This is a genomic window from Actinoplanes sp. NBRC 103695, assembly GCF_030269485.1.
In the GTDB taxonomy this organism is placed as follows: Bacteria; Actinomycetota; Actinomycetes; order Mycobacteriales; family Micromonosporaceae; genus Actinoplanes.
In genome coordinates, this window is record NZ_BSTL01000004.1 from 54,568 (window position 1) to 81,113 (window position 26,546).

Consider the following 26,546-nt stretch of genomic DNA (forward strand, 5'->3'; position numbering starts at 1 on the left):
CATGACCACTCTCGACGACCTTCTCGCCGCGCCTCCTCGCTCGGGGAAGCGGCCGCGCGGCGACAATCCCCTCGCGCAGCTCGCGTTGAGCCCCCTCGCCGTCCTGTTCGCCGCGGCCACGGCGGTGCGGAATCGCCCGAGCATCCTGATCGTCGCCGGCATCGTCGTGGTCTGCCTGCCCGCGAACATCTCCAACCTCACCGGCGACGGCCGGATCACCGTCGCCGACCTGGTCGCCGGCCTGCTGGTCGCGGTGCTGACGATCCGGCTGATCGGCGGCGACCGGACGATCAGCCGCCGGGGCTGGCTGCCGTTCGCCGCGGCGCTGTCCTCGTTCGCGCTGGCCACCGTGATCGCCTCGGACGTCCTCGTCTCCGCGGTCGGCTTCATCCGGTACGCCGAGATCTTCGTCCTGGTGCCGGTGGCGGTCGCGATGTCCCTGCGCGACCGCCTCGACGTGCTGCTGGTGGCCGGGGCGATCATCGCGGTCACGGTGTTCGAGGGCGCGTTCGGCGTCTACCAGTATCTGACCGGCACCGGCGCCTCGTACGGCGGCGACTTCGTCCGCGCGGTCGGCACGTTCGGCGCCGAGCAGATCATGGCGCTCGCCGCGCTCCTCGGCTACGGCCTCGTGATCACCCTGGCCCTCGCGCTGGCGACGCACAGCCGTCCCCGCGCCGGCCTGTTCGCGGTCAGCGGTTTTCTGGTGCTGGCACTGGGTTTCACGCTCAGCCGCGGCGCCTGGATCGCCACCGTCGTCGCGGTCCTGGTGCTGCTCTTCGTGGCACACTGGCGTCTCGCGGCGTTCCTCTGCGCGATGGCGGCCCTCGGGGTCGCCATTCTGCTGTGGTCGGCCGGCGGCACCAGCGCCGACCCGTCGTCCGGCCGGCTCGACCAGCGCCTGCTCAGCATCACCTCGGTGAGCAGCTCACCCGACCAGTCGGTCCGCGACCGGTACGCGCTGTGGGCCGCCGCCCGCGGGATCTGGGCCGACCACCCGGTGGTCGGCGTCGGCATGAAGGACTTCGTCGCCTACCGGGACAGTTACTCCAGCGTGGAACTGTCGGCCGGCAGCGACGTCGGCGACCCCACGTCCGGCGTGACCCGGCAGGCGCTGATGTCGCCGCACAACCAGTACCTCATGGTGCTCAGCGAACAGGGCGCCGTCGGCATCCTCGCCTTCGGCGGCCTGCTCGTCACGATGGCCGCCGGCGCGGTCCGCCGCACCCGGCCGCGCACGCTGCCGGCGACCGAGGAGCGCTTCCTCGACCTCGCCGCGCCGGCCCTGATGGTCTGGACGCTGATCGACTGGATGTACGGCGACATCGGCGCCGGACCCAGCACCGTGCTGATGGCCACCCTGCTCGGGATCGTGGTGCGCCGCGGCGTCATCGTCCCGCGCCCACCTGACGGGGAGACCGCATGACCGCCGGCACGCCGATCCGGAAGACCCCGATCCGGAAGACCCCGATTCAGAAGACCCTGGTCCGGGCGACCATGATCACGCTGGTCGTGACGTTGTCCGGCTCGCTGCTCGGCTTCGTCCGTGACCTGCTCCTGGCCCGGTTCTTCGGCGCGGACGGCGGCACCGACGCCTTCCTGGTCGCCTGGACGGTGCCGGAGACCGCGTTCGCCGTGGTCGTCGAGGGCGGCATGTCGCTGCTGATGATCCCGCTGTTCAGCCGGGCGGTGGCCGAGGCGGACGGCGGCGACCCCCGCGCGTTCACCCGGCGCGTGGTGGGCGCGACCATGCCACGGATCGTGGCCGTGCTGGTCGTGCTCTCCGGCGCCACGTTCCTCGGCGCGCCCTGGCTGGTGCACCTGATCGCGCCCGGTCTGGCCGACCCGGCGCTGGCCGTCACGTGCACCCGGCTGACCTCGATCACCGTGCTCACCTTCGGGCTCACCGGGTACCTCAGCGCGGCGCTGCGGGCCAGCCACATCTTCGGCGCCCCGGCCGCGATCCACCTGGCGTACAACATCGGGATCTTGACCTTGATGTGGACGCTGCACGGGTCACTGGGCATCGTCAGTGCCGCCGCCGGGGTCGCGATCGGCAGCGTCCTGATGGTGCTGGTGCAGCTGCCGAGCTTCCTGCGGCACGTCGGGATCCCCCGGGAGTGGCGTTCCGGCGCGGCCACCGTGGCGCTGGCCGCGTTCGTGCCGATCACGCTCTACACGCTGCTGCGGCAGGCGCAGGTGTTCGTCGAACGGTTCCTCGGCTCGACGCTGGCCGAGGGCACCATCTCGCACCTGAACTACGCGCAGAAGGTCGCCCAGATCCCGATGCTGGTGGCGCTGCTGATCTGCACGGTCACCTTCCCGACGCTGGCCCGCAAGATGGCCGCGGGGGAGGCGGGGGAGGCTCGCCGGCGGCTCGAGGCCGATCTGCGTACGGTCAGCGCCCTGATCTTCGTGGCCACCGCCTACCTGGTGGTGTTCGCCCCGGACATCGTGCACGTGCTGCTCGATCACGGCGAGTTCACCGCCGCCGACACCGCGGCCACCGCCGGGATCATGCGGGTGTACGCCCTCGGCCTGCTCGGCCACGTGCTGGTCACCGCGCTGTCCCGGCCGTTCTACGCGGGCGAGGACCGCACCTGGTACCCGGCCGTGGCGATGGGCGCCGGGCTGGTGGTGACCGGCGTGGTGGCCGCGATCGGGGTGCGGTCGTTCGGCGCGTACGGCATCGCCGCCGCCAACGGACTCGGCATCAGCACCGCCGCGGTCCTGCTCCTGCTCGGCCTGCGCTCGTTCGCCCCGTCACCACGGGTGATGGTGCCTACCCTGCTGCGCCTCGCGGTCGCCGCGGGCGGGGCGGGAGTGGCCGGCCGGCTCATCGACGGCGCGCTGTCCGGCCAGGCCGCGCCGATCAAGGTCGTGGCCGGTGGCGTGGTGGTGCTGACCGTGTTCGCCGGGCTGGCCCGGCTGGCCGGGGTCGACGAGGCCACCCAGCTCTTCAGGAGGATCCGACGTGGACGCTGATCTGAACCCGATGCCGCTCGTGCTGATGTACCACTCGGTCGAGCCGTACACCGAAGACCCCTACCAGGTCACCGTGGATCCACGCCGGTTCGAGCGGCAGTTGCGCTGGCTGCGGCGGCGCGGGCTGCGCGGGGTGTCCATGCGGACCCTGCTCTCCGCGCCGGGTCCGGGCCTGGTCGGCCTCACCTTCGACGACGGGTACGCCGATTTTCTGGGTGAGGTGATGCCGCTGCTGGCCGCTTTTGATTTCACGGCAACGGTTTACGTGGTGGCCGGCTCGCTCGGAGGTCACAACTCGTGGGACGAACCCGGGCCGCGCAAGGCGCTGATGACCGCCGAGGACGTCCGGACCGTGGCTGCGGCCGGCATGGAGATCGGCTCGCACGGCTTCGCGCACGTCCGGATGACCTCCGCCGACGATCTGGCACTTCACACGGTTCGCAGCAGGGAGATCCTCGAGGAGTCGTCCGGGCAGGACGTGACCGGCTTCTGCTATCCCTACGGCGCGGTCGGCGCGCGCGAGGTCGAGGCGGTGCGCGCCGCCGGATACGACTACGCCTGCGCCGTGCGGCCGGCGCCGGTCGCCGGGCGGCACGCCATCCCGCGCACGTTCATCGGCGACCGGGACGCCTCGCCCCGCCTCTACGCGAAACTCGCCCGCCACCGCCTGACCGTGGGGCGGGCCGCCTGATGCGCGTCCTGCATGTCATCACCGGGCTGAACGCCGGAGGCGCCGAGCACCAGCTCCGCCTGCTGCTGCGCGGGTTGCCGCACGACTGCGAGGTGGCCACGCTGTCCAACCCCGGCCCGGTGGCCGAGGCGATCCGGGCCGGCGGTACCGCCGTGCACGAGCTGACCATGCGGCACAACCACGACCTGTCGGTGCTGCCCAAGCTGCGCCGGCTGATGCGCGACGGACGCTACGACGTAGTGCACACCCACCTCTACCGCGCCTGCCTCTTCGGCCGGGTCGCCGCCCGGGCCGCCGGCGTCCCCACGATCGTGGCCACCGAGCACTCGCTGGGCGACCGCGTGATCGAGGGCCGGCGCACCACGCCCGGCGTCCGCGCGCTCTACCGGGCCACCGAACGACTCGGCCAGGCCACCATCGCGGTCTCCGTCGCGGTGGCCGGCCGGCTCGCCGAGTGGGGCGTGCCGGAACACCGGATCGCGGTGGTGCCCAACGGGATCGACGCGACCGAGTTCGCCTTCGACCCGCGGCTGCGCCGGGCCGCCCGGGCCCGCCTGGGCATCCCGCAGGACGCGCTGGTGATCGGCGGCGTCGGAAGGTTGGAGCCGGGCAAGCGGTTCGACCGGCTGATCCGGGCGATCGCCGAAGTGCCCGACGTGACGTTGCTGCTCGTCGGGCACGGACCGGCGCGGGCCGCGCTGGAACAGACCGCCGCCGTGCACGACGTCGGACATCGGGTGGTCTTCGCCGGGGCGGTCGGCCACGCCCGGGAGATGTTGTGCGCGATGGACGTCTTCGCGTCACCGTCCGACTCCGAGACCTTCGGCCTGGCCGTGCTCGAGGCGCTGGCCTGCGGGCTGCCCGCGCTGTACGCCGAGTGCCCGCCACTGGACGAGCTCACCGCGCCCGGCGCCCACGCCCCGCCGGACACCCCCGGCGCGCGGCGGCTCACCGCGTACCCCGAGGCGCTGCCCCGGACGCTGCGCGCCGAACTGGCCTGCCTCGGCGAACGCCGCGGCCGCCGCCTGCCGGTGCCGGACCTGGTGGCCCGCTTCGACACCGGCCGGCTGGCCACCTCGATCGGACAGCTCTACGAACGACTCGCCGCCCGGCCGCAGCGCCGGACCACGCAACCCCTGGTACAGATCAAAGGAGCACGCGGGTGAAAACACGGGAGATCCTGCGGCGGCTGGTGCGCCGCTTCGGGCTGCTGCTCTTGCTCATGCTGATCGGTGGTGGCGCCGGCGCGATCTACGCGGCGGTCAAGACCCCGACCTACACGGCCAAGGCGTACGTGGTCACGATCGGGGCCGGCGCCGAGCCGATCGTCGCGCTGAACTACGCCCAGGCGTACGGCCGGATCGCCACCACCGGCCCGATCCTCGCCACCGCCGGCAAGACCCTCGGCGCCGACCGCGCCGGACTCGACCGGGTGACCGCGTCCACCTCGCCGGACGCGCCGGTCATCGAGATCACCGCGACCGGCGCCTCGCCCGGTCGCACCGCGAACGTGGCGAACGCCGTGGCCGGCTCGCTGATCGCGCTCGGCGACACCCGCAAGGGCGAGACCCGGGTCGGACTGGCGATGCTCGCCGCGGCCACGCCACCCGCCCGGCCGACCTCGCCGAAGCCACCGATGGAACTCGCCGTCGGCGCGGCCGCCGGGCTGCTGATCGGCGGGCTGGCCGTGCTCGCCGGGGTGGGCCGGCGCGAGTCCTCCTCCACCGCGTCCGCCCGGCCCCAGCAGACCGAGGAACCGGCCCGTTACGAGGCCTACACCGAGGAGCCGGAGCCGGTGGAGATCGATCGCTACATGGGCGTCTGGCGTTCGAAGCAACCGGTGCTGACCGCGACCCCGGACTCGGACTCCGACTCCGGCTCCCCCTCGGAGGAAGAAGAGGAGCAGGAAGAACAGAAAGAGCCGGTGCGGGTCGTCGGGCGGGCCGTGGTGTTCCGGGTGGAGGAGAAATGACCGCGTCGATCACGCGTCCGGCCGCCCTCGCCGAGTGGTCGGTGGAGACCCGCCGCGGCGACGCCGCCTTCGCCGGCCTCGCCGCCGGCTGGGACGGACTGCACGCGCGCTGCGCCGGGGCTTCACCCTTCCAGGCGTACGCGTGGCAGGAGTCCTGGTGGCGCTCGTACGGCACCCGCGGTGCCCTGCGTGTGCACCTGATCCGGCACGGCGGCGAGCTGGTGGCCGCCGCGGCCTTCGAGCTGCGCCACGGGATTCTTCGCCCGCTCGGCGGCGGCCTCGCCGACTTCACCGACGTGCTGCTCGACGACGAGCACGCCGCGGCCGCCGCGCAGGTGCTGGCCACCGCGCTGGCCCGCGAGCGCGGCTGGCACGTGGCCGACTTCGGCGAAGCCCGCCCCGGTGCGGCCACCGCGTCACGGCTCGCACCCGCCTGGCCCGGCCGGACCTTCGAGACCCCCGGGTCGCAGTGCCTGGAACTGGCCGCCGGCGACCTCGACGACCTGGTCCGCGACCTGCCGGCGCACTCCCGCAAGACCGTCCGCCGCCGCCTCAACCAGCTGCGCAAGGCCGGACCGTCGATCACCGCCGTGGACGCCGCGGCGACCGGTCCGGCCGTGGCCGCCCTGCTCGACCTGCACGAACGTCAATGGCAGGGCCGCGGCGGCAACCCCGCGCACCGGACCCCGGCGTTCGCCGGACACCTGACCCGATCGGTCGCCGCGATGATCGGGTCCGGCCGGGCCGCGCTGCTGGAGTACCGCTTCGACGGCGACCTGCTCGCCTCGTCCCTGCTGCTGATCGGCAACGACCTGGTCGGCGGCTACTTCTTCGGGGTGGACCCGGCCCTGCGCGGCCGGGTCGACGTCACCACCATGCTGCTGGCCGACGCGCTGCCGCTGGCGCACCGGCTCGGCCTGCCGACGATGAGCATGCTGCGCGGCGACGAGGCCCACAAGTCCACCTGGCGGCCGGTCCCGGTCCGCAACCGGCGTCTCCTGCTGGTCCGCCCGGGCAGCGTGCGCGGCGCCGCCTACGCGCGGGGCGTGCTGCTCGTCCGGCGCCTGGTCGCCGAGGCCAAGACCCGCACGCCCTGGGTCAAGTCGGTCCGCGACCGCCTCCGATGGCGCGGCCCCTTTGCTCTGCTTCCTATAGGTAAGCGAGGTCGAGTCGTTCGTGACGACGGCCCGCCGCGCCGGCGCACCGGAACACCGGCGCCGCTGCCTCCGGGCGAGGCGCCGCTTCCTCGGGGTAAGCAGAGCAAAGCGCCTGCTCCGCGTTCCGCGCCGGCGGCGCTTCCTGGGGGTAAGCAGAGCAAAGCGCCTGCTCAGGGTTCCGCGCCGGCGGCGCTTCCGATGGGTAAGCAGAGCAAAGGGCCGGTCGAGCCGTGACCGTCACCGTCCTTCATGTCGCTCAGCCGCGAGACGGCGGCGTGGCCGGTTACCTGGTCGCCGCCTGCCTCGACCAGCTCGCCCGCGGCTGGAAGGTGACCGTCGCCTGCCCGGACGGCGGCCGGCTCGCCGACGATCTGGCACGCGCCGGGGTGCCGCGGCTGCGCTGGCCGGCGGTGCGCGGACCGGGAGCCGACGCGTTCGCCGAGACGCTGCGGCTGCGCGGCATCGTCGAGCGGGTCCGCCCGGACGTCCTGCATCTGCACGCGGCGAAGGCCGGGCTGGCCGGTCGGCTCGGGCCCCGCCGCGCGCTGCCGGTGATCTTCCAGCCGCACGGCTGGTCCTGGCTGGCCGCCGAGGGCGCGCTGCGCAGAGCCACCCTGGCCTGGGAACGTGCCGCCGCCCGGTGGACCGATCTCTACCTCTGTGTCGGCGACGCCGAGGCCGAGCAGGGCCGCGCGCAGGGTGTCCGCGGCCGGTTCGCGGTGGTGCGCAACGGCGTCGACCTCACCCGGTTCCGGCCGGCCACCGACAAGGACCGCGCCGACGCCCGGCACGCGCTCGGCCTCGACCCGGTCGCGCCGCTGGCGGTGTGCGTCGGGCGGGTCACCCGGCAGAAGGGCCAGGACGTGCTGCTGGCCGCGTGGCCGGAGATCCGGCGGCGGTGCCCGGCGGCGGAACTCGCGGTGGTCGGCGACGGCGATCTGCTGCCGGCTCTGCGCGCTCACCAGGACCGAGGCGTCCGGTACGCGGGGGCGAGCGCCGACGTCCGCCCGTGGCTCGCCGCCGCCGACGTGGTCGTGCTGCCGTCCCGCTGGGAGGGGCTGTCGCTGACCGTGCTGGAGGCGTACGCGACCGGCCGGGGCGTGGTGGTGAGCGACATCCCGGGACTGGCCGAGGTGGTCGTCCCGGAGGTCGGCGCCCGGGTGCCCGCCGAGGACCCGGCCGCCCTGGCGGTGGCGGTCGCCGACCGGCTGACCAGTCCCGTCCTGACCCGGCGGGAGGGCGCCGCCGCCGCCCGGCACGCCGTCCGATACGACCTGCGGCTGACCTTCGACCTGCTGGCCGCCGAGACGACCGCGGTGCTGCGCGGCAGGAAGGAGCTCGCGACATGGTGACCACGTTCGCGTACGACCTGGCGGACCCGGCGTTCTGGCGTCTCCCCGAGGCGGAACGACTGGCCGCGTTCCGCGAGTTGCGTGCTCTGGGCGTACCCCGGAAGTTTGGAGATTTTCATGCTCTGGTGAAGCACGCGCACGTGGTCGAGGCGAGCCGGAAGAGCGACGTCTTCATCAGCGGGACCGGGGTCACCACGCCGCGGCCGCCGCGCTGGGTGCGGACCGTGTTCGGCGACTCGATGGTGAATCTGGACGACCCGCGGCACGCCCGGCTGCGCGGCGTGGTGAGCAAGGCGTTCACCCCGCGGGTGGTCACCCGGATCGCCGGCGACGTCACCCGGCTCGCGGTCCGGATCGCCGAGGACGTTCGCGAGCAGCGGCCGGGCGACTTCGTCGAGGCGGTGGCCGGGCGGCTCCCGTTCGCGGTGATCTGCGACATGATGGGCATACCGGCGGGCTTCCGTGCCGAGGTTCGCGCGCAGGTGGATCACTCCACCGAGCGGACGGGCGGCCGGCTGCGCGTACCCGGGAAGAACCTCCGCGCCCTCGCCCGCCTGCACCGCGTGGTCGGCGCCGTGGCGCGCCAGCGCCGCCGCGAGCCGGCCGACGACCTGATCTCCGCCCTGGCCGGCGCCGGTCTGAACGCCCGCGAACTCGGGTCGTTCTTCTCGTTGTTGCTGGTGGCGGGCGTGGAGACGACCCGGAACACGATCGCGCACGGGCTGCGGCTGCTCACCGAGAACCCGGACCAGCGGGCGCTGCTGCTGGACGACTTCGCCGAGTACGGCGCCGGGTTCGTCGAGGAGGTGGTGCGGCACAGCTCGCCGATCATCCAGTTCCGCCGGACGGTCGCGCGGGACCACGAGCTGGACGGCGTGACGCTGCGCGCGGGCGAGGACGTGATGCTGTTCTACACGTCGGCCAACCGTGACGAGGCGGTGTTCGACGACCCGGACGCCTTCGACATCACCCGGTCGCCGAACCCGCATGTGGGATTCGGCGGGGGCGGGCCGCACTTCTGCCTGGGCACGTCATTGGCCCGGCAGGAGATCACGGCGATCTTCCGCGAGCTGCTGGCCCGGCTGCCCGCGATCCGGTCGATCGGGGAGCCGGTGATGGCGCCGTCGAGCTTCGACAACCGGATCGCGCGGCTGCCGTTCACGTTCTAGGGAGTCGTTGTCATGCGTCGCATTTTCCTTGTCGTCCTCGTCCTCCTCGCGGGTTGCAGCCCGCCCGCCGCCGAGCCGGCGATCCCGGTTCCACCGGCGAGCGAGCCGTCGCCCGTCACCGGCGGTCCGCCGATGCCGGCCGGCCAGGTCGACGGCTGGGAGCTGGTGTTCAGTGACGAGTTCGAGGGCGACACGCTCGACCGGGCCCGCTGGGCCGACCTCTCCAGCGCCGAACCGGACGCCGGCCGGGGCAATCCGGGCAATCAGCAGCTCGAGTGGAACCAGGCCGCCAACTGCGAGGTCCGCGACAACGAGCTGACGATGACCGCCCGCCGCGAGCCGGTCACCTCACCCTCCGGCGCCAAGTACGAGTGGACCTCGTGCCTGATCACCACGACGCCCTCGTACAAGTTCCAGTACGGGTATCTCGAGGAGCGCTCGGTGCTGCCGCGCGCCCGCGGTTTCTGGCCGGCCTTCTGGACCTGGCAGGCGCGCGGCGTCGACAAACACACCGAGACCGATGTGTACGAGTACTACTCCGACAACAACAGCCGGCTCTACGGCACGCAGTTCTCCGAGCCGCGCGGCCGGTGCGACATGAAGCCCGGCTTCGACCCGGCCGGTGACTGGCACACCTACGGCGTGGCGATCGAGCCCTCCGGCACCACCTGGTACATCGACGGCAAGCCGGTGTGCTCGTCCCCGGCGACGTCGGACGGCGACACCAACATCATCTCGAACCTGGCCGTCTACTCGAAGATCCCACCGGAGCCCGGCACGACCAGCGCGTCCAAGCACGTGGACTACATCAGGGCCTGGCAGCGGCCCGGCTCGACCGGCCCCTAACATGTCGGCATGTCGAAAGTCCTCAGGAAGCTGCCGGTCGGTGAGCGCATCGGAATCGCCTTCTCCGGCGGTCTGGACACGTCCGTCGCGGTGGCCTGGATGCGCGAGCGCGGCGCCGTCCCGTTCTCGTACACGGCCGATGTCGGCCAGTACGACGAGCCCGACCTGAGCGACGTGCCCGGTCGCGCGCTCACCTACGGCGCCGAGAAGGCCCGCCTGGTGGACTGCCGCGCCGCGCTGGTCGAGGAGGGCTTCGCCGCGCTGTCGTGCGGGGCGTTCCACATCCGGTCCGGCGGCCAGGCGTACTTCAACACCACGCCGCTCGGGCGCGCGGTGGTCGGCACCATGCTGGTGCAGGCGATGCGCGAGGACCAGATCTCGATCTGGGGTGACGGTTCCACCTTCAAGGGGAACGACATCGAGCGGTTCTACCGCTACGGCCTGCTCGCCAACCCGAGCCTGCGGATCTACAAGCCGTGGCTGGACGAGGCGTTCGTCGCCGAGCTCGGCGGCCGGCACGAGATGTCCGCCTGGCTGAGCCAGCGCGACCTGCCGTACCGCGACTCGCAGGAGAAGGCGTACTCGACCGACGCGAACATCTGGGGCGCCACGCACGAGGCCAAGCGCCTCGAGCACCTGGACACCTCGGTCGAGATCGTCGCGCCGATCATGGGCGTGCCGTTCTGGTCTTCTTCCGTCGAGATCGAGCCGGAGGACGTCACGGTCGAGTTCGAGCACGGGCGCCCGGTCTCGCTGAACGGCCGTTCGTTCGACTCGCCGGTCGATCTGGTGCATGAGGCGAACGCGATCGGTGGCCGGCACGGGCTGGGCATGTCCGACCAGATCGAGAACCGCATCATCGAGGCGAAGAGCCGCGGCATCTACGAGGCGCCCGGCATGGCGTTGCTGCACATCGCGTACGAGCGACTGCTCAACGCGATCCACAACGAGGACACCGTGGCGATGTACCACACCGAGGGCCGCCGCCTCGGCCGGCTGCTCTACGAGGGCCGCTGGTTCGACCCGCAGGCGCTGATGCTGCGGGAGAGCATGGTTCGCTGGATCGGCTACCCGATCACCGGCACGGTCACTCTGCGTCTGCGCCGCGGCCAGGACTACTCGATCCTGGACACCAGCGGCCCGCTGCTCAGCTACCACCCGGAGAAGCTGTCCATGGAGCGCAGCCACTACCCGGCGTTCGGACCGGACGACCGGATCGGCCAGCTGACCATGCGCAACCTGGACATCGCCGACTCCCGCAGCATGCTCGAGCAGTACGCCGCCCACGGCCAGCTGCAGCCGGGCAACGGCCTGATCGGCGAGCTCGCGGCCGGCGGCGCGGCGGCGATCGCCCGGCACGGCGAGGCCGGCGAGGACGTGGCCGTCGACCCGGACGCCCTGGACCGCGCGGCCCTGGACAGCGGCACCGACTAGGCCGGCATCGACCGGGCCGGCATCGACCGGGCCGGCATCGACCGGGCCGGCATCGACCAGGTCAGTGCAGCCATCCGTTCTTGCGGACGATGCGGATGGCGTCCAGGCGGTTGCGCGCGCCGGTCTTCGAGATGACCGTGGACAGATAGTTACGGACGGTGCCGCCGGAGAGGTAGAGGCGGTCGGCGATGTCGGCCACCGAGTCGCCCTCCGCGGCCAGTCCGAGCACCTCGAGCTCGCGGGTGCTCAGCTCACGGTCGGTGTTCAGGGAAGCGGTCTGCAGGCGCGGGTGGACGATCCGTTCGCCCGCGGCCAGCCGCCGCACCGAGTCGGCGAGCAGGGTCTCGGACGCGTCCTTGAGCAGGAAGCTGAGGTCGCGGGCCCGGCGGCGGGGCGGGAGCATGCCGCGCTTGCTCGGGTCGCAGAGCATCAGCACCGCGCAGGACGGCGCCTTCGCCCGGAGTTCGGCGGCGACCGGGAGCACCTGGCTGACCATGTACTCCGTGTCGATCACGATCACCCGGGGCGACAGGGTGGCGGCCTTGTCCACCAGGTCCGCGTCGAACGGAATGGTGCCGAGCACCTCGATGTCGGCCTGAGAGTTGAGCAACTGCCGTACAGGAACACCGAAATATCCGGCATCGCGTGCCACCAGAAGCCCGATCATCAGATCACCTCGCCCGATCGCCGCCTGCCACGGAGGTTAACGGGTCCGCGCACCTCCGGCACAGCCCTCACAGCCGTGCCGGATCGACCTTCGCGTGTCTGCTCGCCACCCATCACGATCTATTCGTATCCGCAGGTCAGTACGGATGGGTGGGAATCGATAAAAGATCTTCTCGATGTGATTCGTCCGTGATTCACCCGGCAGATCCTGACCGAACGACGGACCGAGATCTGACAGAACCGATCGGCGTCAAGCGCCGAGCAGCCGTCGTAGATGAGCCGTCTCGGCCCTGTCGGGCGCGGCCGCCAGCGCCGCCTCCAACGTGGCCATCGCCTCCGCGTGTTCCCCGGCCGCCACCTGCAGCCGGCCCAGCGCGACCAGGGCGCTGCCCTCGGCCGTCAGGTCGCCGTGCCGGCGGTGCAGGGCGAGCGCGCGGTTCAGATGCTGCCGGGCCTCGGTCCGCTCGTCCGCGGCGATCAAGGCCACCGCCAGCTCGTTCAGCAGCAGGCCCAGCCGGCGGGTCTCGCCGCGGCGTTGCGCCGCGACCGGCCCGGCCCGGTAGATGTCCAGGCCGATCCGGCGGTCCCCGATGTCCGGTGTGGTCAGATGCCAGTCGAGCAGGCGTGCCGCGGCCTCGGTGCGCTCCGGCTCGGGCACCTCGTCGACCAGGCGCTCGCGGGCGTACCCGGCGACCAGGTCGTGCATCCGCCACTCGTCGCCGTGCCGTTCCAGCAGATGCGCGTCGGTGAGCACGCCGAGGCAGGCGATCGTGTCCGGCTCCGGGCGTCCGGTCAGGATGGCCGCCACAGCCGGGGTGACGACGCCGTCCGGGGCGAGCGCGAGCATCCGCAGGGTGGCCGCGGCGGTCGGGTCGAGCCGGTCGTAGGTGAACCGGAACGCGTGTGCCACCGGGTCACGCGCATCGCCGGGCGCCGGGTGGCCGGGCGGCGCGGCGGCCGCGATGTGCAGTGCCAGGGGCATGCCTCCGCAGGCGCCGATCAGGGTGTCCCGGTGGCCGAGCAGCTGGCCGGCCTCCGCCCGGGTCAGTGGCGGCAGCGCGATCCGGTGCGCGCCCTCGATCGCGGCCAGCCCGCCGGAGCGGTCCCGGCCGGTCACCACGACCACGCTGCGCGGGCCGCCGGGCAGCAGGGGACGCACCTGGGCGGCGTCGGCCGCGTTGTCCAGCACCAGCAGCATCCGGCAGCCGGCGGTCCGGGCGCGGTACGCGGCCACCGCCTCGTCGGTCCCGGCCGGCACGCGGCCCGGCGGGGTGCCGAGGTCACGCAGCAGGCGGGACAGGGCCTCCGGCACGGTCAGCGGCGTCCCGGGGGAGTCGCCGCGCAGGTCGAGGAAGAGCCGGCCGTCCGGGAAGCGGTGCCGGGCGTGAGCGGCCCAGCGTACGGCCAACGCGGTCTTGCCCACCCCGGCCGGACCGTTGATCACGCCGATCGTGCCGCCGCGCAGCGTGTCGAGCTCGGCCAAAGCCCACTCGCGTCCGACGAACGACCGCGGCGGCGCCGGGAACCGGGCCGGCCGTGCCGGATCGGCCGGGACCGGATCGGCCGGGGACGCCGCGGGCAGCGGGTCCGGGTCGCCGCGCAGCACCGCCTCCTGGAGCCGGTGCAGGTCACGGCCCGGTTCGAGGCCGAACTCGCCGACCAGCCGGGCCCGGCCCTGCCGGAACGCCTCCAGCGCGTCGCCCGGCCGGCCGGCCCGGTACAGCGCGCGGATCAGCAGGGTGAGCAGGTCCTCCCGGTGCGGGTGCTCGGCGACGAGCGCGGTCAGCGGCCGGATCGCGTTGCCGGGGCGGCCACAGTCGATCTCGGTCGACCAGCGGGCCTCCGCCGCGCCCAGCCACTCGACGACATCGACACCGCCGGTGACGCCGTCAACGACACCGGCCCGGCCGCGCCACAGGGCCAGCACCCGGTCGAGCTGGGCGGCGCGCTCCTCGGGATCGGTGAGCGAGGTCGCGACCGCCAGAGCGGCCCGGAACCGCTCGGCGTCCACGGAAGAGTCCATCGTGTACAGACTGCACGATGAATGCATCCTTTGCCATGGACAAGTTGTTGAACAATCTTTTCGGCGCTGTCAGCCCGTGGTGCCCTTGACCCAGGGAAGGGCCATCCGCTCGATGACCACGACCAGATAGAACAGCGCGATGCTCATCAGGGCCAGCACGGCGATCGCGGCGAACCCCAGCCCGATGTCCGACTGGGAGTTCTGGATCACGAAGCCGAGCCCCTCGGACGCGCCGAACAACTCACCGACCAGCGCGCCGATCACCGCGAGCGGCATTGCCACCTTGAGCCCCACGAAGACCTGCGGAAGGGCGCCGGGCAGCCGGATCCGGTAGAACATCTGCCACTTCGAGGCGGACAACGATCGTGCCAACTCGGCGAGATCGGCCGGTGTGGAGGAGAGGCCGGCCATGACGGAGAGGACGATCGGGAAGGCGCACATCAGAATCACCAGTACGACCTTCGGGCCCGCCCCGAAGCCCAGCCAGACCACCAGCAGCGGCGCGAAGGCCAGCTTGGGCACCGCGTTCAGCGCCACCAGGGTGGGCATGAACGCGCGCTCGACGATGCTCGACCCGGCCAGCAGCGCGCCGAACCCGACGCCGATCAGCACCGACCAGCCGAACCCCTGCGCGGTCTCGGCGAGGGTGATCGCCGCGTTGTCCAGCAGGTAGGCCCACTCGCGGATCAGCGAGTCGGTGACCTGGGGCGGCGTCGGGGCGATGAAGGACTCGATCTTGAAGGCGATGATGGCCAGCCACCACGCGCCGACGGCGACGACGGCGCCGGCGACGGCCAGGCCGACGGACCAGAGGGGACCGGAAGCGGTCCGCTTCTCGGATGCGGATGCGGGTGCGGTCGTCATGGGAGTTCCTCCAACGGCGGCGCGCCCGGCCTGCCGAGGCGGGCCGGGCGCGCTGTCACGGTCGTACGGTCAGCTTTTGGCCACGATGTCGAAGTTGATGACGTCCTTCGGGTTGATCTGGCCCGGGATCGCGCCACCACTTTGCAGGGCGGCGACGTTCTGGGTGGCCTTCTGCTCGTCGAGCGAGCCCAGGGCAGTTCCGCTGGTCTTCGCGTACGAGATCATCAGTTTCATCTCGGCGGCGGCGACCGGCTCCGGCTGGGTCTTCTGGTACTTGGCGTAGATCTTGCCGGCCTCGTCCGGGTTGTCCAGGGCGTACTGCAGGCCCTTGAGCATCGCGGCGTTGAACCGCTTGACCTTGTCCGGGTTCTCCGTGGCCAGCTTCCTGCTCACGCCCAGCCCGTTGCCGTAGAGGTCGGTCAGCTGGTCGCTGAACGGCAGCACCACCGCGCTCTGGCCCTTCTCCTTGGCGACCTTCTCGACCTGGGGCTTACCCACCACGAACTGGGTGGCCGCGTCGACCGAGCCCGAGCTCATGGCCGGGACCAGGGCCTCCGGCTGCGTCGCGACCCAGGTGACCTTCGTCGGGTCCACACCGGCCAGCTTCGCGTAGGTGTCGAACAACGTCTTCACGATGCCGCCCGGGATGAAGGCGATCTTCTTGCCCTCCAGGTCCTTCGGCGTCGAGATGCCGCTGCCGGAGAACGCCATGAAGCAGGCCAGGTTGCGCTGCTGGATCGCGCTGACGATGGTGAAGTCCTTGTACGTGCCCCTGCCGTAGGCGATCAGCGCGGCGGTGATGTCGAGCACCGCGAAGTCGACGGCACCGGCCTGCAGCAGCTTGATGTTGGGGTCGGTGCCCTTGCCCGCCTGCACCTGGACGTCGAAGCCGGCCTCCTTGAAGAAACCCTTGTCCATCGCCACGTAGACGTAGCTCTCCCGGCCCAGGATGCCCGCGCCGGTCAGGTACGTGACCTTCTCCAGCCGACCACCCGGGGCGGCGCCGGCCTCGGTCTTCTTGTCGTCGTCCGAGCCGGAGCAGCCGGCTGCGAGGATCAGGGCGATGGCCGCGGCCACCGCGCCGATCAGACGAGTCATCCTCATCACGAATGAATCTCCTTTACGATTCATACGCGCACTGTCCACTGTGTGGTCGAAGATCGTCAGTGCCGTCACCCGATCGGCGTACGGCCGATCGGCGACACCAGGAGCATTCCGCGGAGCACGAGGTCCGGGTCCACGGCCGGCGTCCGCATGAGATCCAGATCCTGCTGCGCGATTCCGGCGGCGACCAGCCGGTCGTTCAGCTCGGTGGATCCGTCGTTCAGCTCGGTGGATCCCGGGTACGCCGAGTGATGGCCATGTATGCGTTGAGTACTGTAGCCGTCGTCCGTCTTGATCGGAACCGCTTCCGGCTATGCTTCCCCGGCCATCAGCTCCGCGAAGAGCCCTCCGGCGTTCGCGCTGGTGAACAGCCTGTCCAGCCGGGCCCGGGCGAGCTTGTGCCGGAACGGGCCGGAGGTCGCCGGGTCGCCCGAGTCGTGCAGCATCTCGGTCATCCAGCGGCTGTACTCCTGGTAGGACCAGGTGCGGTCCAGGCAGGTCCGGGAGTAGTCACGCAGCGGCTGCTCGTCGCCGTCCCGCACGGCCGAGCGAACCGCCTTGGCCAGCACCTCGGCGTCGGCCAGGGCCAGGTTCATGCCCTTGCCGCCCATCGGGGTGATGATGTGTGCCGCATCGCCGACGAGGAAGAGACGGCCGTACGACATCGGGTCGACCACGAAGCTGCGCATGTCGACGACGGCCTTCTCCAGCACCTTGCCGTACGGCAGGTCCGGGTCGCCGATGCGCAGCCGCAACTGCTCGAAGATCCGGTCCTCGTCCCAGGCGCCGAGATCCTCGCCGGGCGGGCACTGCAGGTAGAACCGGCTGCTCCTCGGCCCGCGAGGGAAGTGTGCCGCGAAGCCGTGCGAGCTGACCGCGAACATCGGGTGCCGCGGCGGCGGCACGTCGGCCAGCACCGTGAACCAGCCGATGCCGTGGTCGTACGTGTAAGTGGTCTGCTCGCCCTCGGGGACGCTGCGCCGGCTCACCCCATGGAATCCGTCGCATCCGGCGATGAAGTCCGCCTCGATCCGGCGCTGCGCACCCGACTCGTCGAGGTAGGTGACGATGGGCCGGTCGCTGTCCAGTTCGCCCAGGGTGACGTCCCCGCAGCCGAACCGCAGGTCGCCGCCGTCCTCCAGGAACGCCGTGATCAGGCGCTGGACCAGGAACTGCTGCGGCAGGATCCGCCCGAACCGCCCACCGGCGAGCTCGGCGATCGGCAGGAAGCGGGGCTCGCCGTCCACCCGGAACTCCTGCACCCCGTCCGTCCGGGAGTCCTGGAGCACCCGGCCGGCCAGGCCCCACTCCTCGAACATCCGGGCGGCCCGATGCTCCAGCACACCGGCGCGCTGCCGCTGCTCGACGTAGCCGCGGCTCTGCCGTTCCAGGACCACGCAGCCGATCCCGGCGGTGCGAAGCAGGTTGGCGAGCGTGAGACCGGACGGACCGGCCCCGACGATCGCGACGGTGGTGGTCTCGTGCGCCGCCTCAGACATTCATGCTCCTCGTTCGCCCGCAGCCGGGCTCCGACCCTAGGAGATGCCCCAACCGTGCAGCGCACGCGGGTGGCCCGCTTGTCGGTGACACCAGCCGGCCGTCGGACGCCCGCGCCACCGGCATCGCGTACGCGGTGGCCCGCCCACGCCCCGCGTGCATTCACCTGTCCGGGTGGCGGGCGGCGCGGGAGCTGGTCGGGCGGGGTTTGTTTCCGCATTCACCCGTCCGGGTGGCGGGCGGCGCGGGAGCTGGTCGGGCGGGGTTTGTTTCCGCATTCACCCGTCCGGGTGGCGGGCGGCGCGAGAGCCGGTCAGGCGGGGTTTGTTTCCGCGCGGGCCTTTGTGAAGAAGGCCGCCATGTCCGCGGCCATCGCCTCCGGGGCCTCCATCGCGACGAAGTGGTGGCGGGAGGTGTTGTGCTCCGGCCAGTGGATGATCCGGTTGGTGCGCTCGGCGAAGCGACGGATGCCGGGCGGCCCGGTGAACACCCCGGTCGGCACCGTGCGCTGCCCCTCCGGCCAGGCGAAGCCGGTCGTGTCGTACATCGGCCAGGACGACGTGCCGAAGGTGCGGGTGAACCAGTAGACGCTCACGTTCGTCAGCAGCGCGTCGCGATCGAGGACCTCCTCCAGCGGTTCCTTGGCGGCGCTGAACTCCTGGAACTTCTGCGTCATCCAGGCCAGCGCGGCGACCGGCGAGTCGTGCCAGCCGTACGCGAACGTCTGCGGCGCCGCCCGCAGCAACGCGTGATGGTCGACGCCGGACATCCAGTCCTGTTGCTGCATCTCGGCGAACGCCGCCCGCTCCGCGTCGGTCATCTCCGGCACGTCCGCCTCGGTCGGGAAGCCCAGCCCGGCGATCACGTACACCCCAGCCACGTGCTCCGGATCGGCCTTCGCCACCGCGGGCGCGACATAGGCGCCGAGGTCACCGCCCTGCGTCCCGTACCGCGTGTATCCCAGCCGGCGCATCAACTCGGCCCACAGCCCGGCGACGCGCTCGACGCTGAACCCGGCCTCCCGCGGCGGCGCCGAGAACCCGAACCCGGGCACCGACGGCACCACGACGTCGAAGCCCCGCGCGACGAGCGGCCCGATCAGGTCACGGAACTCGACGAACGAGTTCGGCCACCCGTGTGTCAGGACCAGCGGGAACGCGTCCGGCTCGCCCGACCGTACGTGCAGGAAGTGGATCTCCTGCCCGTCGATCTCGGTCGTGAACTGCGGGAACTCGTTGAGCCGCCGCTCCTGTGCCCGCCAGTCGAAGCCGTCACGCCAGTAGTGCGCCAGCGCCCGCAGGTCGTCCACCGGGACGCCTCGCCGCCGGCCGTCGCCGGGCAGCTGCGGCGCCCAGCGCGTGCGCGTGAGGCGGTCGTGCAGGTCGTCGAGGTCGGACTGCGGGATCTCGATGCGGAAGGGCGTCATACCGGCCACGGTAGGAACCATTGCGGTCAGTTTCCGTCCGGATACGTTCGTGGCGTGTAGACGAACGTGCCGCCGTCCCCGCGTCCGACCGCGCGGGTCCGGCTGGACCCGACGATCAGCAGGCAGCGCATGTCCACCGTGGCCGGGTCGAGCTCGCCGAGCGTGGTGACCGCGACGGACTCGGCCGGACCGCCGACATCCCGCCCGACCACCACGACCGTCTCGGGCGCCCGCTCCGCGAGCAGCAGCCGCCGCGCCTCGACCAGCTGGGCGACCCGGCTGCGTGACGCCGGGTTGTAGATCGCGATCACCAGGTCGGCCCGGGCCGCCGCGGTCAACCGCCCGGCTATCACGTCCCACGGCTTGAGCCGATCGGACAGCGAGATCACGCAGAAGTCGTGTCCCAGCGGCGCGCCCACCCGGCTGGCCACCGCCTGCGCCGCGGTCAGCCCCGGCACGATCCGGACCGGAACGTCCTTCCACTCGGGATCCTCGGCCGTCTCCAGCACCGCGGCCGCCATCGCGAACACGCCAGGATCTCCGGACGACACCACGGCGACCCGCCGCCCGCGCTTGGCCAGATCGAGCGCGAACGCCGCCCGTTCCGCCTCCACCCGGTTGTCCGACGCGTGCCGCCGCTGCCCGGCGACGAGCGGCACCCGGTCGACATAGGTCGTGTAGCCGACCACGTCGTCGGCCGCGGCCAGTGCGTCCCGTGCCTCGGGCGTCAGCCATTGCGCCGCGCCCGGCCCGAGCCCGACCACCGTCACGTCACCGACGACCTCACCCACGGCGGCCGCGGAAGCCTCCCGCACGCCGACAGCCCCAAGGGGCAACGAATGCCCGGAGCGGGCCGCGTCGACGGCGCTTGTCGGGTCGACGGCGCTTGTCGGGTCGGCGGTGCTGGCCGGGTCGACAACGCCGGTCGGGTCGACAACGCCGGTCGGGTCGCGGCTCGGCAGCAGCGCCAGCGAGAAGTAAGGCACCGACGAGGGATCCACATCGGACATCCGGCCGGTCCGCTCCTGGTCGGTCGTGGCCCGTTCGACATACCAGGCCTCGCCGAGCCGACCGGACTTCTCCAGCGCTTCCCGCACGTTCCCGAAGGTGCGTCCGAGCTTCATCACCGCGGCCGAGTCGGTCGCCGCCAGCCGTGCGGCCAGCACGTCGGACGGCAGCGTCCCCGGCAGCACGGTCAGGACCTCGTCGCGTTCGACCAGCGGCCGCCCGAGCACCGCCGCGGCCGCGCTCACCGAGGTCACACCGGGCACCACGACCGTCTCGTAGCGGCCGGCCAGCCGCTTGTGCATGTGCATGTAGGAGCCGTAGAAGAACGGGTCGCCCTCGGCCAGCACCACCACGTCACGCCCGGCGTCCAGATGAGCCGCCAGCCGCGCCGCGCTCGCCGCGTAGAACTCGTCGATCGCACCCTGGTAGCCGCCGGGATGGTCGGTCGTCCCGGTGGTGACCGGATAGATCAGCGCCTCCTCGATCTGCCCGGCCCGCAGGTAGGGCTCGGCGATCGCCCGGGCGTTGCTGCGCCCGTGCCGCGCGGCGTGGAACGCCACCACGTCGGCCGCCGCGATCAGCCGCGCCGCCTTGACCGTGACCAGTTCCGGGTCGCCGGGCCCCAGCCCGACGCCGTACAGCCGCCCGCTCATTCGCGCTCCGTCGCCAGCGCGTTGACCGCCGCCGCCGTGATCGCGCTGCCGCCCCGCCGCCCGCGCACCACCAGGAATTCCAGCTCGGACTCTGCCAGCGCGTCCTTCGACTCCGCGGCGCCGATGAACCCGACCGGGATGCCCAGCACGGCCGCCGGCCGGGGCGCGCCCGCCGCCACCATCTCCAGCAGCCGGAAGAGTGCGGTCGGCGCGTTACCGATCGCGACCACGGCGCCGCCGAGCCGGTCGCCCCACAGGTCCATCGCGGCGGCGCTGCGCGTGGTGCCGAGCCGCTGGGCCAGCTCCGGCACGGCCGGGTCGCGCAACGTGCACACCACGTCGTTACCGGCCGGGAGCCGGCTGCGGGTCACCCCGGACGCCACCATCTCGGCGTCGCAGAGGATCGGGGCGCCGTCCCGTAACGCCTTGCGCGCCGCGGTCACCAGGCCGTCGCTCCAGCCGATGTCGCGGACCAGGTCGACCATGCCGCAGGCGTGGATCATCCGGACCGCGACCGGCGCCAGGTCCGGCGGCAGCCGATCGAGGTCGGCCTCCGCGCGGATGGTCGCGAACGACCGCCGGTAGATCTCCGCGCCCTCGCGGACATACTCCATCACGCCCTCCTCGCCGAAGTGACCTGCGCGCCCACGTCGCCCGCGGCCGCCGTCCCGCCGCCGCGCGGCCCGGTCACCTGATATCCGTCGCCGGTCGCCTCGACCCGCACATGCTCTCCCGCCGGGCTCCCGCAGCCGCGCGCGCAACCGACCCAGTGCACCGGCAGGCCGGTGCCGAAGACCGTGGCCGCGTCGGCGTCGTGCCGGACGTCGGCCAGCGCCCGCGCGCACCCGGGCCGCCCGGCGCAGGCGGTCACCCCCGACCAGCGTGAGCCGGGCGCGACCTCCAGACCGGTCTCGGCGAGTTTCTGGAGCCGGTGTGCCGCCGCGTCACGACTCTGATCGAGCACGACGACCCCGCGCCACGGCGTCACCGCCAGCTCGCCGACGTCGGCCAGCGCCGACAGCTGAGCCTGCCGCAGCAGGCCGAGCGGTGCCAGGGCGGCGGCGGCGAACCTCCCGTCGGCCTGCCGCACGACACCGATCGGCTCGGTCGCCACCGGTCGTGGCGCCGGGTCCCCCGGGTCGGCCGGGTCCCCCGGGTCGGCTGGGTCCGCTGGGTCGACCGGGTCCGCCGCATGTGGCGAGAGGCCGAGACGGGTCGCGGTGAGGGCGGCGACCCGGGCCGGGCCGTCCGTCAGCTCGCGCAGCCGCCAGGCCGGGACGGACTGCTCGGCCCGCACCTCGAGGAACGTCGCCGCCCCGGCGATCAGGGCCGCGACGACGCCGTCGACCGGCACGCGCAGGCCCAGGTCACGGCCGCCGAAGAGGATCGCGGCGCCACCCGGCGCCTCGACCGCGGCCAGGTCGGCGGTGGCGGGCACCGGGCCGAGCGCGAAGAGGAAACGACCCGGGAGGGCGGCCAGCGCGGGCTCGGCGCACACCGCCCGGTCGAGTGCCCGGACCAGCGGGCGGACCTCCCAGCCACCGGCAGTGGGAACGGCGGCGATGTTGCGTACCAACTCGTGGGTCTCGGACGGCAGCAGGCCGGACCCCCGCAGCGCCTCGGCCAGGTCCTGGGCCGGGGCGCCGGTGAGAGCACGGAGCTGGACGTTGGCCCGGGAGGTCAGCTCCACATGGCCGTCGCCCCAGCGGGCCGCGATGGTCGCGAGCGTCCGCACCTGCGCGCCGGTGAGCAGGCCGCCGGGCAGCCGGACGCGTGCCAGGGGCCCGTCGGCCGCGGCGTGCAACCGCAGCGCGCCGGGACAGGCGTCGATGTCCGAGTGCCGGACCGTTGGCGAACTCACGGGCCGGACACTACCCAGCCGAGCAGACGCAGATGTAAGCGCGCGTCAGCAGCGTCACATCGGCCGGGGCCGCTTGACGCCGCCGTTCGCGGGGCGGAAGGGTGGAAGGCCACGAGCGGCGATGTTCGTGGAGGAAGCCGGTGCGACTCCGGCGCGGTCCCGCCACTGTCACCGGGCAGCTGATCAGCTCGGGAGCCAGGAACTCCACGGATGTCGTCAACCCTTCGACCCCGGGGCGCGGACCTCGGATGGGAGCGCGCGTGTTCTTGCTGCTGTCCACCTCTGACACCGACCTTCTCAGCGCCCGGGCCAGCGGCGCCGCCTACCGGCCCGCCAACCCGGCACGCACCGCCGTCGGCGACCTTCCCGCGCTGCTGGAGGGCGTCGAGCTGGTTGTCGTGCGCCTCCTCGGTGGCCGCCGTGCCTGGCCGGAAGGGCTCGACGCCCTGCTGGCGGGGCGGGTCCCGGTCGTGGTGCTCGGCGGCGAGCAGGCGCCCGACGCCGACCTGATGAAACTCTCCACGGTGCCGGCCGGGGTGGCGGCCGAGGCACACGCCTACCTCGCGTACGGCGGAGCGGCCAACCTCGCGTCCCTGCACGACTTCCTCTCCGACACGATCCTGCTGACCGGCAACGGCTTCGCACCCGCGGCCGAGGCCCCCGACTGGGGCGTCCTCGAGCGCGAGACGACCGGTGCGACGGGTCCGACCGTGGCGATCCTCTACTACCGGGCCCACCACATGGCCGGGAACACCGCGTTCGTCGAGGCGCTGTGCCGGGCCGTCGAGGCGCGGGGCGCGACGCCGTTGCCGATCTTCACCGCCTCGCTCCGCCGGATCAGCACCGAGCTCCTTGCCGAGCTGCGCCGTGCGGACGCGCTGGTGGTGACCGTGCTGGCGGCCGGTGGCACACAGCCGGCCACGGTGGGCGCGGGCGGCGACGACGAGGCCTGGGATGTCGGCGTGCTGGCCGAGCTCGACGTGCCGATCCTCCAGGGGCTCTGCCTGACCAGCAGCCGGGCGGTGTGGGCGGCGAGCGACGACGGGCTGTCCCCGCTCGACGCCGCCACCCAGGTGGCCATCCCCGAGTTCGACGGCCGGATCATCACCGTCCCGTTCTCGTTCAAGGAGGTCGACCCGGACGGCCTGTCGGTCTACGTGGCCGATCCGGAACGCGCCGCCCGGGTGGCCGGCATCGCGGTCAAGCACGCCCGGCTGCGGCACATCCCGCCGGCCGAGCGCCGCATCGTGCTGATGCTCTCCGCCTACCCGACCAAGCACTCCCGGATCGGCAACGCGGTCGGCCTGGACACTCCGGCGTCCGTGGTCCGGCTGCTCGCCGCCCTGCGCGACGCGGGTTACCGGATCGGCGACTTCGACCAGTACGACGGCGATGGCCTCATCCACGCGCTGATCGCGGCCGGCGGGCAGGACCCGGACTGGCTCACGGAGGAGCAGCTGGCCGGCAACCCGGTCAGGATCGACGGCGAGGGGTACGCGCGCTGGTTCGCCACGCTGCCGGAGGCGTTGCGGTCCGCCGTGACGCAGCACTGGGGGCCGCCGCCGGGTGAGCTCTACGTCGACCGGGGTGACATCGTGCTCGCCGCGCTCCGCGACGAGAACGTCGTCGTGATGGTCCAGCCGCCCCGCGGCTTCGGCGCCAACCCGGTCGCCATCTACCACGACCCCGACCTGCCGCCGAGCCATCACTACCTGGCGGCGTACCGGTGGGTGGCCGACGATTTCGGCGCCGACGCGATGGTGCACGTGGGCAAGCACGGCAACCTGGAGTGGCTCCCGGGCAAGAACGTCGGCATGTCCGCGGCGGACGGCACCGACGCCGCGCTCGGCGACCTGCCGCTGATCTACCCGTTCCTGGTCAACGACCCGGGCGAGGGCACGCAGGCCAAGCGCCGGGCCCACGCCACGCTGATCGACCACCTGATCCCGCCGATGGCGCGCGCCGAGTCGTACGGCGACATCGCCCGCCTCGAGCAACTGCTCGACGAGCACGCCAGCATCGCCACGCTCGACCCGCCGAAACTGCCCGCGATCCGGGCGCAGATCTGGACGCTGATCCAGGCCGCCCGCCTCGACCACGACCTCGGTCTGGCCGCCCGGCCCGGCGACGAGGAGTTCGACGAGTTCATCCTGCACATCGACGGGTGGCTCTGCGAGATCAAGGACGTGCAGATCCGGGACGGCCTGCACGTGCTGGGCGAGGCGCCGGCCGGCGAGGCCCGGGTCAACCTGGTGCTGGCGATGCTCCGCGCCCGGCAGATGTGGGGTGGCCAGGTCGCCGCGCTGCCCGGCCTGCGGGAGGCGCTCGGCCTGGCCGAGGGCGCCCCGACGCAGGAGGTCGACCGTGTCGAGGCGCAGGCCAAGGCCCTCGTGCAGGCCATGGAGGACGCCGGCTGGCCGGCCTCGGCCGCCGAGGTCACCGACGACGCTCAGGTGCGGAAAGTGCTGGAGTTCGCGGCCGCCGAGGTGGTGCCGCGGCTCGACCGCACCACCGACGAGCTCACGCACACGCTGCACGCGCTGTCCGGCGGCTACGTGCCGGCAGGTCCGAGCGGGTCACCGCTGCGCGGCCTGATCAACGTGCTGCCGACCGGCCGGAACTTCTACTCGGTCGACCCGAAGGCCATTCCGAGCGCGCTGGCCTGGGAGACCGGGCAGGCGATGGCCGACTCGCTGCTCGACCGGTACCGCGCCGACTACGGCGACTGGCCGCGGTCGGTCGGCCTGTCGGCCTGGGGGACGAGCGCGATGCGTACGGGCGGTGACGACATCGCCGAGATCCTGGCGCTGCTCGGCGTCCGGCCGGTGTGGGACGAGGCGTCCCGCCGGGTCACCGGCATCGAGCCGATCGCCCTGGACGAGCTCGGCCGTCCGCGCATCGACGTCACGGTGCGCATCTCCGGCTTCTTCCGCGACGCGTTCCCGCACGTGGTGGCGATGCTCGACGACGCGGTCGGCCTGGTGGCCGGGCTGGACGAGCCGCACGATCAGAACTACGTCCGGGCGCACGCGGTCGCCGACCGGGAGCAGCACGGCGACTGGCGGCGGGCCACCACCCGGATCTTCGGGTCGCGGCCCGGTGCGTACGGCGCGGGGATCCTGCCGTTGATCGACAGCCGCAACTGGCGCGACGACGCCGACCTCGCCGAGGTGTACGCGGTGTGGGGCGGTTTCGCGTACGGGCGGGACCTGGACGGGGTGCCCGCGAGGCCGGACATGGAATCGGCGTACCGGCGGATCGAGGTGGCGGCGAAGAACATCGACACCCGCGAGCACGACATCGCCGACTCCGACGACTACTTCCAGTACCACGGCGGCATGATCGCCACGGTGCGCGCGCTGACCGGGCGTGCGCCCGCGGCGTACATCGGGGACTCCACCAACCCGGACGCGACACGGACCCGCAGCCTGACCGAGGAGACCGCGCGGATCTTCCGGGCCCGGGTGGTGAACCCGCGGTGGATCGCCGCGATGCGGCGGCACGGCTACAAGGGCGCGTTCGAGCTGGCCGCGACGGTGGATTATCTGTTCGGGTACGACGCGACCGCCGGCGTGGTGGCCGACTGGATGTACGAGCAGCTGGCCGCCTCGTACGTGCTGGACCCGGAGAACCAGGCGTTCATGACCAAGTCCAACCCGTGGGCGTTGCACGGCATCACCGAGCGGCTGCTCGAGGCGGCCGACCGCAAGCTGTGGGACTCGCCCGACCCGGAGACGCTGGCCGCGTTGCGCGAGGTCTACCTGGCCACCGAGGGTGACCTGGAGGGCGACGAGGAGTGACTGTCCCGGCCCGCAGGCAAATGGGCCCGCAGGCAAAT

General features: G+C 72.6%; 20 protein-coding genes and 1 riboswitch. Of the genes, 11 read left to right on the top strand and 9 right to left on the bottom strand.

Annotated elements, in window-relative coordinates; all coding sequences use genetic code 11:
- The first annotated feature begins 1 nt into the window (after position 1).
- From QSK31_RS07165 to argG, 10 genes are read left to right on the top strand one after another with little or no spacing between them, the layout of a single operon-like run.
- Positions 2-1,426, top strand: a complete 1,425-nt coding sequence (locus tag QSK31_RS07165) for an O-antigen ligase family protein (protein WP_285682124.1) — start codon at positions 2-4, stop codon at positions 1,424-1,426.
- Entirely contained in the window at positions 1,423-2,985 is a 1,563-nt protein-coding gene (gene murJ, locus QSK31_RS07170; protein ID WP_285682126.1) for a murein biosynthesis integral membrane protein MurJ, read from the top strand. Before QSK31_RS07165 ends, murJ begins: the two co-directional genes overlap by 4 nt.
- Positions 2,975-3,676: a polysaccharide deacetylase family protein gene (locus QSK31_RS07175; RefSeq protein WP_285682128.1), complete on the top strand. Its 702-nt coding sequence runs from the start codon at positions 2,975-2,977 to the stop codon at positions 3,674-3,676. The genes murJ and QSK31_RS07175 overlap by 11 nt, the downstream gene beginning before the upstream one ends.
- Complete coding sequence (locus QSK31_RS07180) at positions 3,676-4,842, top strand: glycosyltransferase (RefSeq protein ID WP_285682130.1); 1,167 nt, start codon at positions 3,676-3,678, stop codon at positions 4,840-4,842. Before QSK31_RS07175 ends, QSK31_RS07180 begins: the two co-directional genes overlap by 1 nt.
- Positions 4,839-5,648 (top strand): Wzz/FepE/Etk N-terminal domain-containing protein, encoded by an 810-nt coding sequence (locus QSK31_RS07185; RefSeq protein ID WP_285682132.1) that lies wholly within the window; start codon positions 4,839-4,841, stop codon positions 5,646-5,648. The genes QSK31_RS07180 and QSK31_RS07185 overlap by 4 nt, the downstream gene beginning before the upstream one ends.
- The gene (locus QSK31_RS07190; RefSeq protein WP_285682134.1) at positions 5,645-7,039 is read left to right on the top strand and encodes a GNAT family N-acetyltransferase; all 1,395 of its coding nucleotides are present in this window, start codon (positions 5,645-5,647) and stop codon (positions 7,037-7,039) included. The genes QSK31_RS07185 and QSK31_RS07190 overlap by 4 nt, the downstream gene beginning before the upstream one ends.
- A complete protein-coding gene (locus QSK31_RS07195; RefSeq protein WP_285682136.1) occupies positions 7,036-8,157 on the top strand; it encodes a glycosyltransferase in 1,122 nt (373 codons plus the stop codon). The genes QSK31_RS07190 and QSK31_RS07195 overlap by 4 nt, the downstream gene beginning before the upstream one ends.
- A complete protein-coding gene (locus QSK31_RS07200; protein ID WP_285682138.1) occupies positions 8,151-9,326 on the top strand; it encodes a cytochrome P450 in 1,176 nt (391 codons plus the stop codon). Before QSK31_RS07195 ends, QSK31_RS07200 begins: the two co-directional genes overlap by 7 nt.
- A 12-nt stretch (positions 9,327-9,338) precedes the next feature.
- Positions 9,339-10,172, top strand: coding sequence for a glycoside hydrolase family 16 protein (locus QSK31_RS07205; RefSeq protein WP_285682140.1), 834 nt, complete (start codon positions 9,339-9,341; stop codon positions 10,170-10,172).
- Positions 10,173-10,181: 9 nt separating this feature from the next.
- Positions 10,182-11,606: an argininosuccinate synthase gene (gene argG / locus QSK31_RS07210; protein ID WP_285682142.1), complete on the top strand. Its 1,425-nt coding sequence runs from the start codon at positions 10,182-10,184 to the stop codon at positions 11,604-11,606.
- Between the two features lie 61 nt (positions 11,607-11,667).
- On the opposite strand, the gene QSK31_RS07215 is transcribed toward argG, so the two are convergent.
- The 9 genes from QSK31_RS07215 to QSK31_RS07255 all read right to left on the bottom strand — a co-directional run bounded on the left by QSK31_RS07215 (position 11,668) and on the right by QSK31_RS07255 (position 22,708).
- Positions 11,668-12,273 carry a helix-turn-helix transcriptional regulator gene (locus QSK31_RS07215; protein ID WP_285682144.1) on the bottom strand — a complete coding sequence of 202 codons (606 nt, stop codon included), beginning with the start codon at positions 12,271-12,273 and terminating at the stop codon, positions 11,668-11,670.
- 249 nt (positions 12,274-12,522) lie between these two features.
- Positions 12,523-14,295 carry a BTAD domain-containing putative transcriptional regulator gene (locus QSK31_RS07220; RefSeq protein WP_285682146.1) on the bottom strand — a complete coding sequence of 591 codons (1,773 nt, stop codon included), beginning with the start codon at positions 14,293-14,295 and terminating at the stop codon, positions 12,523-12,525.
- Positions 14,296-14,364: 69 nt separating this feature from the next.
- Positions 14,365-15,159, bottom strand: a complete 795-nt coding sequence (locus tag QSK31_RS07225) for an ABC transporter permease (protein WP_285682147.1) — start codon at positions 15,157-15,159, stop codon at positions 14,365-14,367.
- 69 nt (positions 15,160-15,228) lie between these two features.
- Positions 15,229-16,263, bottom strand: coding sequence for an ABC transporter substrate-binding protein (locus tag QSK31_RS07230; RefSeq protein WP_285682148.1), 1,035 nt, complete (start codon positions 16,261-16,263; stop codon positions 15,229-15,231).
- A gap of 311 nt (positions 16,264-16,574) precedes the next feature.
- Entirely contained in the window at positions 16,575-17,762 is a 1,188-nt protein-coding gene (locus QSK31_RS07235) for a 4-hydroxybenzoate 3-monooxygenase (RefSeq protein WP_285682149.1), read from the bottom strand.
- Between the two features lie 311 nt (positions 17,763-18,073).
- On the bottom strand, positions 18,074-19,186 hold the full coding sequence (locus QSK31_RS07240; RefSeq protein ID WP_285682151.1) for an epoxide hydrolase family protein: 1,113 nt from the start codon (positions 19,184-19,186) through the stop codon (positions 18,074-18,076).
- A gap of 26 nt (positions 19,187-19,212) precedes the next feature.
- Complete coding sequence (locus tag QSK31_RS07245) at positions 19,213-20,847, bottom strand: precorrin-2 C(20)-methyltransferase (protein WP_285682153.1); 1,635 nt, start codon at positions 20,845-20,847, stop codon at positions 19,213-19,215.
- Entirely contained in the window at positions 20,844-21,461 is a 618-nt protein-coding gene (locus tag QSK31_RS07250; protein ID WP_285682154.1) for a precorrin-8X methylmutase, read from the bottom strand. Before QSK31_RS07250 ends, QSK31_RS07245 begins: the two co-directional genes overlap by 4 nt.
- A complete protein-coding gene (locus tag QSK31_RS07255; RefSeq protein ID WP_285682156.1) occupies positions 21,461-22,708 on the bottom strand; it encodes a ferredoxin-like domain-containing protein in 1,248 nt (415 codons plus the stop codon). The genes QSK31_RS07250 and QSK31_RS07255 overlap by 1 nt, the downstream gene beginning before the upstream one ends.
- Positions 22,709-22,804: 96 nt before the next feature.
- Positions 22,805-22,933, top strand: a riboswitch (cobalamin riboswitch).
- 23 nt (positions 22,934-22,956) lie between these two features.
- On the opposite strand from QSK31_RS07255, the gene QSK31_RS07260 reads away from it, so the two are divergent.
- The gene (locus QSK31_RS07260) at positions 22,957-26,508 is read left to right on the top strand and encodes a cobaltochelatase subunit CobN (RefSeq protein WP_285682159.1); all 3,552 of its coding nucleotides are present in this window, start codon (positions 22,957-22,959) and stop codon (positions 26,506-26,508) included.
- The last annotated feature ends 38 nt before the right edge of the window (positions 26,509-26,546 follow it).

Bases quoted from the DNA above. Each gene is read 5' to 3' on its own strand.
- QSK31_RS07205 (WP_285682140.1), top strand. From the start codon at position 9,339: ATGCGTCGCATTTTCCTTGTCGTCCTCGTCCTCCTCGCGGGTTGCAGC.
- QSK31_RS07260 (WP_285682159.1), top strand. From the start codon at position 22,957: ATGGGAGCGCGCGTGTTCTTGCTGCTGTCCACCTCTGACACCGACCTT.
- QSK31_RS07180 (WP_285682130.1), top strand. From the start codon at position 3,676: ATGCGCGTCCTGCATGTCATCACCGGGCTGAACGCCGGAGGCGCCGAG.
- QSK31_RS07250 (WP_285682154.1), bottom strand. From the start codon at position 21,461: ATGGAGTATGTCCGCGAGGGCGCGGAGATCTACCGGCGGTCGTTCGCG.
- QSK31_RS07230 (WP_285682148.1), bottom strand. From the start codon at position 16,263: ATGAGGATGACTCGTCTGATCGGCGCGGTGGCCGCGGCCATCGCCCTG.
- QSK31_RS07225 (WP_285682147.1), bottom strand. From the start codon at position 15,159: ATGACGACCGCACCCGCATCCGCATCCGAGAAGCGGACCGCTTCCGGT.
- argG (WP_285682142.1), top strand. From the start codon at position 10,182: ATGTCGAAAGTCCTCAGGAAGCTGCCGGTCGGTGAGCGCATCGGAATC.
- murJ (WP_285682126.1), top strand. From the start codon at position 1,423: ATGACCGCCGGCACGCCGATCCGGAAGACCCCGATCCGGAAGACCCCG.
- QSK31_RS07200 (WP_285682138.1), top strand. From the start codon at position 8,151: ATGGTGACCACGTTCGCGTACGACCTGGCGGACCCGGCGTTCTGGCGT.
- QSK31_RS07235 (WP_285682149.1), bottom strand. From the start codon at position 17,762: ATGTCTGAGGCGGCGCACGAGACCACCACCGTCGCGATCGTCGGGGCC.
- QSK31_RS07245 (WP_285682153.1), bottom strand. From the start codon at position 20,847: ATGAGCGGGCGGCTGTACGGCGTCGGGCTGGGGCCCGGCGACCCGGAA.
- QSK31_RS07215 (WP_285682144.1), bottom strand. From the start codon at position 12,273: ATGATCGGGCTTCTGGTGGCACGCGATGCCGGATATTTCGGTGTTCCT.
- QSK31_RS07190 (WP_285682134.1), top strand. From the start codon at position 5,645: ATGACCGCGTCGATCACGCGTCCGGCCGCCCTCGCCGAGTGGTCGGTG.
- QSK31_RS07240 (WP_285682151.1), bottom strand. From the start codon at position 19,186: ATGACGCCCTTCCGCATCGAGATCCCGCAGTCCGACCTCGACGACCTG.
- QSK31_RS07220 (WP_285682146.1), bottom strand. From the start codon at position 14,295: ATGGACTCTTCCGTGGACGCCGAGCGGTTCCGGGCCGCTCTGGCGGTC.
- QSK31_RS07165 (WP_285682124.1), top strand. From the start codon at position 2: ATGACCACTCTCGACGACCTTCTCGCCGCGCCTCCTCGCTCGGGGAAG.